Annotated in this window: 9 protein-coding genes and 1 tRNA gene; 9 read left to right on the top strand and 1 reads right to left on the bottom strand. The window is 72.5% G+C overall.

Going from position 1 to position 13,478, the window contains the following annotated elements:
* From ACZ7M2_RS07035 to ACZ7M2_RS07010, 6 genes are all read left to right on the top strand, one after another.
* On the top strand, positions 1 to 1,677 hold the full coding sequence (locus tag ACZ7M2_RS07035) for a beta-N-acetylhexosaminidase (protein ID WP_471594438.1): 1,677 nt from the start codon (positions 1 to 3) through the stop codon (positions 1,675 to 1,677).
* A gap of 280 nt (positions 1,678 to 1,957) precedes the next feature.
* Positions 1,958 to 2,851, top strand: coding sequence for an FAD binding domain-containing protein (locus ACZ7M2_RS07030; RefSeq protein ID WP_352049009.1), 894 nt, complete (start codon positions 1,958 to 1,960; stop codon positions 2,849 to 2,851).
* On the top strand, positions 2,848 to 4,512 hold the full coding sequence (locus tag ACZ7M2_RS07025) for a (2Fe-2S)-binding protein (protein WP_471594437.1): 1,665 nt from the start codon (positions 2,848 to 2,850) through the stop codon (positions 4,510 to 4,512). The genes ACZ7M2_RS07030 and ACZ7M2_RS07025 overlap by 4 nt, the downstream gene beginning before the upstream one ends.
* Complete coding sequence (locus ACZ7M2_RS07020) at positions 4,509 to 6,815, top strand: xanthine dehydrogenase family protein molybdopterin-binding subunit (protein ID WP_471594436.1); 2,307 nt, start codon at positions 4,509 to 4,511, stop codon at positions 6,813 to 6,815. Before ACZ7M2_RS07025 ends, ACZ7M2_RS07020 begins: the two co-directional genes overlap by 4 nt.
* The gene (locus tag ACZ7M2_RS07015) at positions 6,812 to 6,955 is read left to right on the top strand and encodes a hypothetical protein (RefSeq protein WP_388212553.1); all 144 of its coding nucleotides are present in this window, start codon (positions 6,812 to 6,814) and stop codon (positions 6,953 to 6,955) included. Before ACZ7M2_RS07020 ends, ACZ7M2_RS07015 begins: the two co-directional genes overlap by 4 nt.
* Before the next feature lie 190 nt (positions 6,956 to 7,145).
* Complete coding sequence (locus tag ACZ7M2_RS07010; protein WP_471594435.1) at positions 7,146 to 8,324, top strand: SUKH-4 family immunity protein; 1,179 nt, start codon at positions 7,146 to 7,148, stop codon at positions 8,322 to 8,324.
* A gap of 85 nt (positions 8,325 to 8,409) precedes the next feature.
* On the opposite strand, the gene ACZ7M2_RS07005 is transcribed toward ACZ7M2_RS07010, so the two are convergent.
* Positions 8,410 to 8,481, bottom strand: a tRNA-Cys gene (locus tag ACZ7M2_RS07005).
* Positions 8,482 to 8,699: 218 nt separating this feature from the next.
* Between ACZ7M2_RS07005 and ACZ7M2_RS07000 the strand changes: the two genes are divergently transcribed.
* The 3 genes from ACZ7M2_RS07000 to ACZ7M2_RS06990 all read left to right on the top strand — a co-directional run bounded on the left by ACZ7M2_RS07000 (position 8,700) and on the right by ACZ7M2_RS06990 (position 13,274).
* The gene (locus ACZ7M2_RS07000) at positions 8,700 to 10,142 is read left to right on the top strand and encodes an MFS transporter (protein ID WP_471594434.1); all 1,443 of its coding nucleotides are present in this window, start codon (positions 8,700 to 8,702) and stop codon (positions 10,140 to 10,142) included.
* A gap of 256 nt (positions 10,143 to 10,398) precedes the next feature.
* Positions 10,399 to 12,198 carry a DEAD/DEAH box helicase gene (locus ACZ7M2_RS06995; protein ID WP_352049015.1) on the top strand — a complete coding sequence of 600 codons (1,800 nt, stop codon included), beginning with the start codon at positions 10,399 to 10,401 and terminating at the stop codon, positions 12,196 to 12,198.
* Between the two features lie 431 nt (positions 12,199 to 12,629).
* Positions 12,630 to 13,274, top strand: coding sequence for an IclR family transcriptional regulator (locus ACZ7M2_RS06990; RefSeq protein ID WP_352049016.1), 645 nt, complete (start codon positions 12,630 to 12,632; stop codon positions 13,272 to 13,274).
* Positions 13,275 to 13,478: the final 204 nt, after the last annotated feature.

Here is a 13,478-nt window from a genome sequence, read left to right as displayed (position 1 = left end):
GTGAACCATGTGATTCCGGCGCCCCGCGCCGTCGAGGGCCCCATGCGCTGCGGGGTCGAACTCGACGCGGAGACCACCCTGTGGGCCGCTCCCGGCACGGACGCCACGGAGCGCTGGCTGCGCGCCACGCTCGGCGCCGCGCTCGGCCTGCCGCTGCGACCAGGACCGCAGGACGCCCGCAACGCCGTACGGCTGCTCCTCGACGACACCCTGGAGCCGGAGGCGTACAGACTCAGCGTCGTCGTCAACTGGGGCATCGAGATCCGGGGCGGCGGCGCGGCCGGGGTCTTCTGGGGTGCGCAGACCCTGCGTCAACTCCTCGGCCCCGATGCCTTCCGCCGCGCCCCCGTCCGGCCGGGCAGGACGTACGGAATCGCGCACCAGATCATCGAGGACGCCCCTCGATTCCCCTGGCGCGGTCTCATGCTCGACGTCTCCCGGCACTTCATGCCCAAGGACGGCGTCCTGCGTCACCTCGACCTCATGGCCGCCCACAAACTCAATGTCTTCCACTTCCACCTCACCGACGACCAAGGCTGGCGTGTCCAGATCAAGCGGTATCCGAAGCTGACGGAGGTCGGGTCCTGGCGGGCGCGCACGAAATTCGGCCATCGTGCCTCGCCCCGGTGGGAGGAGAAGCCGCACGGGGGCTTCTACACGCAGGACGACATCCGCGAGATCGTCGCGTACGCGGCCGAGCGGCATATCAGTGTCGTCCCCGAGATAGACATCCCGGGGCACTCGCAGGCCGCCATCGCCGCGTATCCGGAACTGGGCAACACCGACGTCATCGACACGACCTCCCTGACCGTCTGGGACACCTGGGGCATCTCCAAAAACGTACTCGCCCCCACTGACAACACCCTGCGCTTCTACGAGGGGGTGTTCGAGGAACTCCTGGAGCTCTTCCCGGCGGACGCCGGCCCGATCGCGCGGTTCTCGCCATCCTCGGGGTTCTCGGGCTTCTCGGGGTTTGTGCACATCGGCGGCGACGAGTGCGCCAAGGACCAGTGGAAGCAGTCGCCGACCGCGCAGGCGCGCATCAGGGAACTGGGGCTCGCGGACGAGGACGAGTTGCAGTCCTGGTTCGTCCGGCACTTCGACAACTGGCTCTCCGAGCGCGGGCGTCGGCTGATCGGCTGGGACGAGATCCTGGAGGGCGGGCTGGCCGAGGGGGCGGCGGTGTCCTCGTGGCGCGGCTACCAGGGCGGCATCAAGGCCGCCCGCGCCGGCCACGACGTGGTCATGTGCCCCGAGCAGCAGGTGTACTTGGACCACCGTCAGGCCGCGGGTCCGGACGAGCCGGTGCCGATCGGATATGTCCGCACCCTGGAGGACGTCTACCGCTTCGAACCCGTTCCGCCCGAGCTCACCGAGGCGGAGGCACGGCATGTGCTGGGCACTCAGGCGAACGTGTGGACCGAAGTGATGGAGGACCCCGCACGCGTGGATTACCAGACCTTCCCCCGGCTCGCGGCCTTCGCCGAGGTCGCCTGGAGCGCCCTGCCCGCCCCTGCCGAGCGGGACTTCGCCGACTTCGAGCGCCGGATGGCCGCCCACTACGGGCGACTTGACGCCCTGGGCGTGGCCTACCGCCCGCCCACGGGCCCCCTTCCGTGGCAGCGGCGCCCGGGTGTGCTCGGACGTCCGATCGAGGGGGCGCCACCAAACGTGTGAGGTGACCCCCGACCGGCGTGTCACGGCCCGTTCGCCCCGACGCAGTGGCCCCACAAGGCAAAAGACACCCAAGGGCCACCGAAGAGTGGCAATTCGTACTGACCGGCGATGCCGTAGGAAAACGGACCATCTCCCTGGTGAGGGGGCGAATGCCTCCTAGCGGACCCCCGCGTCGAGGGCCGGGGAAGATGTGCCAGAGTTGCCACGTCCGCCCTGTCAGCACGTACCGTACGCGCAACACAGGTGGGACCAGGTGGGGCAGCGGGAAGGGGCAGCCGGTTTGACCACGCACGCACCGCAGGCGGCGCAGGCCGTGACGCTGCCCGCCTCGCTGGACGAGGCAGTGGCGGCGCTGGCCGCCATGCCCGCCGCCGTCCCCGTGGCCGGCGGCACCGACCTCATGGCCGCCGTCAACTCCGGACAGCTGCGGCCCGCCGCGCTCGTCGGCCTCGGCCGGATCAGCGAGATCCGCGGCTGGCAGTACCAGGACGGCCACGCGCTGCTCGGCGCCGGCCTCACCCACGCCCGCATGGGGCGCCCCGACTTCGCGGCCCTCATCCCGGCGCTCGCCGCCGCCGCGCGCGCCGCGGGACCGCCGCAGATCCGCAACGCGGGCACCCTGGGCGGCAACATCGCCTCGGCGGCCCCCACGGGGGACGCGCTGCCCGTGCTGGCCGCCCTGGAAGCCACGCTGATCATCGCGGGCCAGGGCGGAGCCCGCCGCGAGATCCCGGTGTCGCACCTGCTCGCGGGCATGGAGATGCTCCGCGGCGGCGAACTCATCGGCTACGTGCGTGTGCCGCTGCTGCACGCGCCGCAGGTCTTCCTGAAGGCGACCGGACGCACCGGACCCGGGCGCGCCATCGCGTCCGTGGCGCTCGTCCTGGACCCGGCGCGGCGCGGTGTGCGGTGCGCCGTGGGCGCCATAGCGCCGATGCCGCTGCGGCCCCTGGACGCGGAGGCGTGGGTCGCCCAGCTGATCGACTGGGACAACAGCCGGACGATCGTGCCGGAGGCGCTGAACGCCTTCGGGGAGTACGTCGCCGCGGCCTGCATCCCCGATCCCGTCCCGGCCGAGGACGGCTCCGTACAACAACTTCCGCCCGCCGTACTGCACCTGCGGCGCACCGTCGCCGCGCTGGCCCGACGAGCACTGGGGAGGGCACTGTCGTGACCGACGACCAGCACGGAGAGGGCACTCCGCGGACCAGCGGCAGGTGGGACCCCCTCCCGCAGGGGGACTACGACGACGGCGCCACCGCCTTCGTCAAGCTCCCCGAGGGCGGAATCGACGCCCTTTTGGCGGAACGTGAGACGCCTCTCGCGGCGCCCGGCCACGGCTATGTGCCCCCCCGGATCACCACGGCGCCCCCGGCGGCCGACCCCGGGGCGACGGGCACCTGGGCCACGCCGGCCGAGGCCGTCCAGTGGCCGGACCCCAACGCCGCGCACCAGGAAGCCGTACGCCACGAGACCGGGCGCCAGGAATCCGGGCGTCACGAGTCCGGGCGTCACGAGTCCGGGCATCAGCAGGCCGCGCACGACGGGTTCTCGTACCACCCCGGCGCCACCGGGCAGTGGGACTTCGGCGAGGCCACCCGGGAAGGCGCCTCCTCCGGTCACCACCCGGCCGACGCGCCCGGACACGACGTCACCGGACAGTGGTCGATTCCCGTCGCCGGCGGTGACCTTCCGGACGAATCGGGCGAGTTCACCACGTCGGCCCTGGTCGAGCAGTGGGGCGGCACGCCGCCCGCCACGCTCCCGGGCGGTGCGGCAGCGCCCTGGGCGACCTCCGAGATCGGCGAGCCGTGGTCCGCCGCACCGCGCGCGGTGAACCCCGAGGCCCCGCAGGCCGCTGAGGGCCCCGTGGAGCCCGCGCGGCACACGCATGCGGAATCGGCCGCCGAGGCCGCCCAGACGGCCGCGCAGGCCGCTCACGAGGCTCCTGAGCCGGTCGCCGGACCCACGCACGCGACGGCCGAGGCGTACGGGACCCCGGACGGGGCAGGACCGGACCACGACCCGGCCGTGCGGACCGCTCCGGCAGCGGTCCCGGAGGACTCCTCGGAGTACCTTGCGGAGCATCTTTCCGAGCACCCTTCGGAGTACCCCGAGACCCCGGCGCCGGACGCCCCCGCCGCGGAGGCGAGCGCCCCGGACACCCCCGCGCCAGCCCGTCACGACGAACACCCCCTGGCCTCCTACGTCCTGCGCGTCAACGGCGCCGACCGCCCCGTGACCGACGCCTGGATCGGCGAGTCGCTGCTCTACGTCCTGCGCGAGCGCCTCGGCCTCGCGGGCGCCAAGGACGGCTGCTCGCAGGGCGAGTGCGGAGCCTGCAACGTGCAGGTGGACGGGCGGCTCGTGGCGTCCTGCCTGGTGCCCGCCGTCACCGCCGCGAGCAGTGAGGTGCGTACGGTCGAAGGCCTCGCCGCCGACGGACAGCCCTCGGACGTGCAGCGCGCCCTGGCCAAGTGCGGCGCGGTGCAGTGCGGTTTCTGCGTCCCGGGCATGGCCATGACCATGCACGACCTCCTCGAGGGCAACCCGGCCCCCACCGAACTCGAGACCCGCCAGGCGCTGTGCGGCAACCTGTGCCGCTGCTCCGGCTACCGCGGGGTCCTGGACGCCGTACGCGAGGTCGTCGCCGAACGCCAGGCGCACAACGCGGCCGCCGCCGAGGCCACACCGGACGCGGACGAGCCGCGCATCCCGCACCAGGCGGGGCCCGGCGCGGGCGGCGTCAACCCCTCGGCGTTCGAGGACCCTTCCCCGTACGACTCCCAGGCGCCGTATGAGCAGCCGTACGGCCAGGACGGAGGCCAGGCGTGAGCAACGAGACCGCGACCGCGACTCCCGCGGCACCCGACACCGGCCCCGAGCCGCTGCCGCACGGGCTCGGCGTGTCGCTGCCCGCCGCGGAGGCCCGCGCCAAGACGGAGGGCACCTTCCCGTACGCGGCCGACCTGTGGGCCGAGGGCCTGCTGTGGGCGGCCGTGCTGCGCTCGCCGCACCCGCACGCGCGCATCGTGTCCATCGACACCAGCCACGCGCGCGAGATGCCCGGCGTGCGGGCGGTCATCACCCACGAGGACGTGCCCGGCTCCGCCCTGCACGGCCGCGGCCGTGCGGACCGCCCGGTGTTCGCCTCCGAGGTCGTACGCCACCACGGCGAACCCATCGCGGCCGTCGCCGCCGATCACCCGGACACCGCGCGGATGGCCGCCGCGGCCGTCATCGTCGAGTACGAAGTACTCGACCCGGTGACCGACCCTGAGCAGGCGTTCGAGGCCGAGCCCCTGCACCCCGACGGCAACCTGATCCGGCACATCCCGCTGCGCCACGGCGACCCGGACGCGGTCGGCGAGATCGTCGTCGAGGGCCTGTACCGCATCGGCCGCCAGGACCCGGCCCCGATCGGTGCCGAGGCCGGACTCGCCGTGCCTCGCCCGGACGGCGGCGTCGAGCTCTACGTCGCCTCCACCGACCCGCACACCGACCGCGACACCGCCGCCGCCTGCTACGGCCTGGAGCCCGAGCGGGTGAAGGTCGTCGTCACCGGAGTGCCCGGCGCCACCGCCGACCGCGAGGACCAGGGCTTCCAGCTCCCGCTCGGCCTGCTGGCCCTGCGGACCGGCTGCCCGGTGAAGATCACCGCGACCCGCGAGGAGTCCTTCCTCGGCCACGCCCACCGGCACCCCACCCTCCTGCGCTACCGCCACCACGCGGACGCCGAGGGCAGGTTGGTGAAGGTCGAGGCGCAGATCCTGCTCGACGCGGGCGCCTACGCCGACACGTCCGCCGAGTCGCTGGCCGCCGCGGTCTCCTTCGCCTGCGGTCCCTACGTCGTCCCGAACGCCTTCATCGAGGGCTGGGCCGTGCGCACCAACAACCCGCCCTCCGGCCATGTGCGCGGCGAGGGCGCCATGCAGGTCTGCGCCGCCTACGAGGCGCAGATGGACAAGCTCGCCAAGAAGCTCGCCCTCGACCCCGCCGAACTGCGCCTGCAGAACGCGATGGCCACCGGGGACGTGCTTCCGACGGGCCAGACGGTGACCTGCCCGGCCCCGGTCGCCGAACTGCTCCAGGCCGTACGCGACTACCCCCTGCCCGCGCTCCCCAAGGACACCCCCGAGGACGAGTGGCTGCTCCCGGGCGGCCCCGAGGGCGCGGGCGAACCCGGCGCCGTACGCCGCGGGGTCGGCTACGGCCTCGGCATGGTCCACATGCTCGGCGCCGAGGGCGCGGACGAGGTCTCCACGGCCACGGTCAAGGTCCACGACGGCGTCGCCACGGTGCTGTGCGCGGCCGTCGAGACCGGCCAGGGCTTCACCACCCTGGCCCGCCAGATCGTCCAGGAGACCCTCGGCATCGACGAGGTGCACGTGGCGCCGGTCGACACCGACCAGCCGCCCGCGGGCCCCAGCTGCCGGGGCCGCCACACCTGGGTGTCGGGCGGAGCGGTCGAACGCGCCGCGAAGATGGTCCGTACGCAGCTCCTGCAGCCCCTGGCGCACAAGTTCGGCATGTCCACGGAGCTCCTCCAGATCACCGACGGCAAGATCACCTCGTACGACGGTGTGCTCTCGACCACCGTCACGGAGGCGATGGACGGCAAGGAGCTGTGGGCCACCGCGCAGTGCCGCCCGCACCCGACCGAGCCGCTGGACGAGGCGGGCCAGGGCGACGCCTTCGTGGGCCTGGCCTTCTGCGCGATCCGCGCGGTGGTGGACGTGGACATCGAACTGGGTTCGGTACGGGTGGTGGAGCTCGCGCTCGCCCAGGACGTCGGCCGGATCCTCAACCCCGCCCAGCTCACGGCCCGCATCGAGGCGGGCGTCACCCAGGGTGTCGGTGCCGCGCTCACGGAGAACCTCCGTACCGCCCGCGGTCTGGTCCGCCACCCCGACCTCACCGGTTACGCCCTCCCGACGTCCCTGGACGCCCCCGACATCCGCATCGTCAAGCTCGTCGAGGAGCGCGACGTCGTCGCCCCCTTCGGCGCGAAGGCGGCCAGCGCGGTGCCGGTCGTGACGTCCCCGGCGGCCGTCGCGTCCGCCGTACGGGCGGCGACGGGCCGCCCCGTCAACCGCCTCCCGATCCGTCCGCAAGCCGCCGTGGTGACCACGTCATGAGTACCCCCGAGCCGACGACCCACGACCCCGAGCAGCCGCGCTACGAGCCCCCGCCGAGCGTCGGGAAGCTGGCGCTGTGGGTACTGCTGTTCGTCGTGGCGGCCGTCGTGGTCGTCCTGGGCGGCCTGTACCTCACCTGAGCCGGGCGGCGGCAAGGCGCCCCCCGATGGCTTGAACCCGCGTGTTTCCGGGCCGTACGGCCTGCGTGCCTGCGGGTTTCCGGCGTTGTCAGTGGGGCGGCGTATGGTTCTCGGTCAGTGGGGAATTGCCGCTGGGCGGCGGAGAGTTCCCCGCGGGAAGCACATATGCGTTCACATGCGCGGGGGAGCCATGAGCACGACTGACACCGATGTCGTCGGCGCGATCACGCTGACCGAGGACGAGCTGGATCCATACATCACGCACACGGACACTCGGCAGTGGCTGACGGGGCCCGGGCTGCCGGCCGAGGGCACGCTGCTGGCCTTCGGCGCATTGCGGGAGCACGGGCTGCGCAGGGTCGCCGACCTGGCCGGTGACGCCGACAAACTCGCCACGGAGCTCCAGGACCAGCTGGTCGTGGGAGCCCTGCGGACCTTCGACCGGGACCTGGAGTCGATCGTCCTGGACGGGGCGACGGGGAAGGTCGCCACGACGTACTTCTTCTCCGACCCGGCTCTGATGGACCTCGCGCCCCTGGCCCCCTCCCTGGATGCCCTGGTGCGTTTCTCGGCGGCGACGGAGGAACTGACGGCGTCCCGCGGACGGTTCGCCTCCTACGAGGGCCGCTTCGGCCCGAAGGCGGTCACGGAGGCCTCCGAGTCCCTCGCCGCGGTCTTCGCGGCGGGCGCGGGCGCCGAGGTGGCGCCGTACTGGCGGATGGCCGCCCTGATCCGCCCCCTCGCCCGGATCGCGGGCCCCGGCGAGGGCCTCGTCCTCGACCTGCCCAAGCGGCTGCTGGACGAGGAGTTCGGCGCGGGCGCGATCATGCGCTTCGAGGACGTCGACTTCCCGCCCGCGCTCGTGCACGAGCCGACCCGTCGCTTTCTGCGCGAGACCGGCCTGCCCGAGGACGGCCTCCTCTTCCAGCTGGACACGGAAGTGCCCCTGCCGGCCCTCGCGGACTACTACGCGGACCAGCGCCCCGACGACTTCTCCGCCGACGAACTCCCCCCGACGGCCGACCGCCTGATACGCCTCGGCTACCTCATCGAGGACACCAGCCTCGTGGTGGACGGCAGCACGGGTGCGGTCCTCGCCTGGAGCGAGCCGGACATCACCCTGCGCCCCCTCAACGCCGACATCTCCACCCTCGCCTTCACCCTCTGGCTGCTCCACCGCGAGAGGGCCCTCGACGCGACCCACGACCTCACCGACTCCTACGAACAACTGGCCGCGACCATGGCCCAGACCCTCGCCACGGTCGACCCGATCGCCTGCGACCCCACCCCCACGCTGGAGGGCGACGACGGCTGGCGCTACTGGCCGGAGATATTCGAGGACGAGGCCGGCGGCACCCTCCACGGCTAGCCGCCGGCCGGCGACACCGCCCACACCGCCCGCACAGACAGATCGGCCGCCCCCGGTCACGGGGACGGCCGACCGATCTCACCAGAGGCCGTGGCGGGAATTGAACCCGCGTAACTCGCTTTGCAGGCGAGCCCCTGAGCCACTCGGGCACACGGCCGTTCTCAGGTGCGGCACGGCTCACTCGTTCCGAACCTGATGGGTTGAACGTAGGCGGGGCGGAGGGCGGGCTCAAGAGGTGCGGGAGCGCTGCAACGGGACTGCCATACGCCGTTCATGAACGCCGGTTCCCGGACCTGTGGCGTACGACCAAAGACCCAGGCGATCACGGTCTTTGGACAGGAGTCACTGTCGGTTGTGGCCCTTACGCTGGCGGCCATGACAGCGCTGGAAGCACGTGATGCCGGGACCGCCCCGCCCGAGGGCAAGGGGGAGGGGGGTGTGCTGAGCCGTCCCTATCGGGCGCTCAGCATCGGGATCGTGTTCGTGGAGCTGCTGATCGCCTTCGAGGCGACGGCCGTCGGGACGGCGATGCCCGTCGCGGCGCGGGAGCTCGACGGGGTGTCGTTGTACGCGTTCGCGTTCTCGGCGTATTTCACGACGAGTCTGTTCGGGATGGTGTTCGCCGGACAGTGGGCGGACCGCGACGGGCCGCTCGCACCGCTGACCACGGGGATCACGGGCTTCGCGGCGGGACTGCTGCTGTCCGGGACGGCCGGGACCATGTGGCTGTTCCTTCTCGGGCGGGCGGTGCAGGGGCTCGGCGGCGGGCTGGTCGTCGTGGCGTTGTACGTCGTCGTGGTGCGGGCCTACCCGGAGCGGCTGCGCCCGGCGATCATGGCGGCGTTCGCGGCGAGCTGGGTGATTCCGTCCGTCGTCGGACCGTTGATCGCGGGCACGGTCACCGAGCACCTGGGCTGGCGCTGGGTGTTCACCGGGATACCGGTGCTGGTCGTGTTTCCGCTGGCGCTCGCGCTGCCGCGGATACGACGGCTGTCGTCCGGGCGGTCGGCGGACGCGGGGAGCGCCGGTCGCGAGCCCTTCGAGCGGCGGCGCATCCGGCTCGCGCTCGGGATCTCGCTCGGCTCCGGACTCCTTCAGTACGCCGCCCAGGACCTGGACCTGTTCTCCCTCGTCCCCGGCCTCGCGGGCGCCGCGCTGCTCGTCCCGGCCGTTCTCGGGCTGCTGCCGCGCGGCACCTACCGGGCGGCGCGCGGGCTGCCGTCCGTGGTGCTGCTGCGCGGGCTGGCGGCCGGTTCCTTCATCGCCGCCGAGTCCTTCGTGCCCCTCATGCTGGTCACCCAGCGCGGGCTGTCGCCGACGCTCGCCGGGTTCTCCCTCGCGGCGGCCGGCGGGACCTGGGCGCTGGGGTCGTATGTGCAGTCGCGGCCACGCGCGGAGCCGTACCGGGACCGGCTGATGTTCCTCGGGATGGTGCTGCTCGCGGCTGCCGTCGCCGCCGTGCCCAGCGTGCTGAACCCCGCTGTGCCCGTGTGGATCGTCGCCGTCGCCTGGGGGTTCGGCTGCTTCGGGATGGGGCTGGTGATCGCCTCGACCAGCGTGCTGCTGCTGCGCCTCTCGGCGCCGGAGGAGGTCGGCTCCCACTCCGCCGCGCTCCAGATCTCCGACGGCCTCTCCAACATCGTGCTCCTCGCGGCGGGCGGCGCGGCGTTCGCGGCGCTGGGCGGCGGCAAGGTCGCGGAGACGGCCACCTCGACGGCCGACGGTTCCCACCCCACCGCGTTCGCCGCCGTGTTCCTGCCGATGGCCGGGGTGGCGTTGGTGGGGGCCTGGGTGACGACGCGACTGCGAGAGCGGTGATCCGAAGGGAGAGCGGCGCTCCGGTTCGGGCGAGTGCGGTCCCCGTGAACCGGTCGGCCGTGTACTACCTGGTCATCGACGTGGCGGCCGGTGTGGAGCACGGCAGCGGGGCGATCGGTGGGCCGTTGTGGGGTTTGTGAGGTGGGTCCCATCCATGGGTGACCCGGCGTCGTCCGCGCGTTGACAGCTCCGGGGCGCCGGTAGGGTGGCCCGGTTGTCATACGTAGCCGAGCCGCTCGACCAAACCACGGAGACCGTGACTACCACCGCCGCCAGCGCATCCACCTCGCACCACCTCTCACCCGCCTTCCCCGGCCGCGCCCCCTGGGGTACCGCCAGCAAGCTGCGTGCCTGGCAGCAGGGGGCGCTGGAGAAGTACATCCAGGAGCAGCCCCGCGACTTCCTGGCCGTCGCCACACCCGGCGCCGGCAAGACGACGTTCGCGCTGACGCTCGCGTCCTGGCTGCTGCACCACCACGTCGTGCAGCAGGTGACCGTGGTCGCGCCGACCGAGCACCTGAAGAAGCAGTGGGCGGAGGCCGCCGCACGGATAGGGATCAAGCTGGATCCCGAGTACAGCGCCGGTCCGCTCAGCAAGGAGTACCAGGGCGTCGCCGTGACGTACGCGGGTGTGGGCGTGCGGCCCATGCTCCACCGCAATCGGGTCGAGCAGCGCAAGACCCTCGTCATCCTCGATGAGATTCACCACGCCGGTGACTCGAAGTCCTGGGGCGAGGCCTGCCTCGAAGCGTTCGAGCCCGCCACGCGGCGGCTCGCGCTCACCGGTACGCCCTTCCGGTCCGACACCAATCCCATCCCCTTTGTGACGTATGAAGAGGGGAACGACGGGATTCGCCGGTCCTCCGCCGACTACACCTACGGGTACGGGTCCGCGCTGGGGGACGGGGTCGTGCGGCCCGTCATCTTCCTCTCCTACAGCGGCAACATGCGGTGGCGCACGAAGGCGGGGGACGAGATCGCGGCCCGGCTCGGCGAGCCGATGACCAAGGACGCCATCTCGCAGGCCTGGCGCACCGCGCTCGACCCGCGCGGTGAGTGGATGCCCAGTGTGCTGCGCGCCGCCGACCAGCGGCTGACCGAGGTCAGGAAGGGCATCCCGGACGCGGGCGCGCTCGTCATCGCCTCCGACCAGGACTCCGCGCGCGCGTACGCCAAGCTCATCCGTGAGATCACCGGGACGAAGGCGACCCTCGTCCTGTCCGACGACACCGGCGCGTCCAGCAGGATCGACGACTTCAGCCACAGCGAGGACCGGTGGATGGTCGCCGTCCGCATGGTGTCCGAGGGCGTCGACGTGCCGCGGCTCGCGGTCGGCGTGTACGCCACCACCATCTCCACGCCCCTGTTCTTCGCGCAGGCCGTCGGCCGTTTCGTACGGTCCCGGCGGCGCGGCGAGACCGCCTCCGTGTTCCTGCCGACCGTTCCGGACCTCCTCGGCTTCGCCAACGAGATGGAGGTCGAGCGCGACCACGTCCTCGACAAGCCCAAGAAGGAGGGCGAGGAGGACCCCTACGCCGAGTCCGAGCAGGAGATGGACGAGGCGAACCGGGAGCAGGACGAGGACACCGGCGAGCAGGAGCAGTTCTCCTTCGAGGCGCTGGAGTCCGAGGCCGTCTTCGACCGAGTGCTTTACGACGGCGCCGAGTTCGGGATGCAGGCCCACCCGGGGAGCGAGGAGGAGCAGGACTACCTCGGGATTCCGGGGCTGCTCGAACCCGACCAGGTGCAGCTGTTGCTCCAGAAGCGGCAGGCGCGGCAGATCGCGCACAGCCGCAAGAAGCCCGACGAGGAGGCCGACCTCCTCGAACTGCCCGCCGAGCGGCGGCCCGTGGTCTCGCACAAGGAGATGCTGGAGCTGCGCAAGCAGCTCAACACCATGGTCGGCGCCTACGTCCACCAGAGCGGCAAACCGCACGGCGTGATCCACACCGAACTGCGCCGCGTGTGCGGGGGGCCGCCGAGCGCGGAGGCGACGGCGGGGCAACTGCGGCAGCGGATCGCCAAGGTGCAGGAGTGGGCCACCCGTATGCGGTGACGCCGGTCGCTGTTCCTGGGCCGCTCTCGGTTCCGGGGCGCTGGGGTGTGCTTCTGCCGCCGGCCGGTGGGGGCTGATCGCGCAGTTCTCCGCGCCCCTTTCGGGGGCGTGTGCGCCGTGTGTGAGGGGCGTGTGCAACACGTGGTGTGCGCTGTACGTACGAGGACAAAGGCTCCGTAAAGGGGAAGAGTCCGTACCAGGCCATGACCGGATTCTGGACGGAGACTTCCGCTGAGCGAACCGGCTCGCTACTGTCCCGCTACGCACACGCCCCGTGGCAGCGCCGCCGCGGAGCGCAGCCGTGTAGCGACTCCGCCCGGGAAGAGCCCGGGTCGTCAGCCGACGGCGGCCTCTGAAGCGCGTCGCCGACGGGACTCGGAGACGCAACCGCCGCGAGGGGCCGCCGACCTCACCACTAAGGAGTGGGCGTCGTGACCGCGGAGACCTCTCAGACGCTCGACCGGGGACTGCGTGTCCTCAAGCTGCTCGCCGACACGGACCACGGGCTGACCGTCACCGAGCTCTCGAACAAACTGGGCGTCAACCGGACCGTCGTGTACCGCCTGCTCGCCACGCTGGAACAACACGCGCTCGTACGCCGGGATCTGGGCGGCCGCGCCCGGGTCGGGCTGGGGGTGCTGAGGCTGGGGCGCCAGGTGCATCCGCTGGTACGGGAGGCCGCGCTGCCGGCGCTGCGCGCGCTGGCCGAGGACATAGGGGCCACCGCCCATCTCACGCTCGTGGACGGCACCGAGGCGCTCGCCGTCGCCGTCGTGGAGCCGACGTGGACGGACTATCACGTCGCCTACCGCGCCGGGTTCCGCCATCCCCTGGACCGGGGCGCCGCGGGCCGCGCGATCCTCGCCGCCCGGCAGCCCGGGCAGCCGGACGCCCCGGGATACACGCTCACGCACGGGGAGTTGGAGGCGGGCGCGAGCGGGGCCGCCGCTCCCCTGATAGGGGTGACCGGGGTCGAGGGCAGCGTCGGTGTCGTCATGCTCGCGGACTCCGTGCCGGAACGGGTGGGGCCGAGGGTCATGGACGCGGCGCGAGAGGTCGCGGACGCACTGCGCTGAGACCCCGGGCCCGCACTGCGCTGAGACCCCGGGCCCGCACTGCGCTGAGACTCCGGGCCCGCGCGGTGCTGAGTTGACGCCCCGTACTGCGTTGCGCTGACAACCCTTGTTTCCCGTCACCCCTTGGCTTTGGCCGATCCCCCTGGCTTTGGCCGACCCGCCAAACCGTTCCCGCCATCTCTGGCCGATGCTCCCACCGTCCGT

The organism is Streptomyces sp. NPDC111507 (assembly GCF_055638955.1).
Note: the sequence above shows the minus strand (reverse complement) of the source record. Positions and strands in the feature narration are given on the sequence as shown.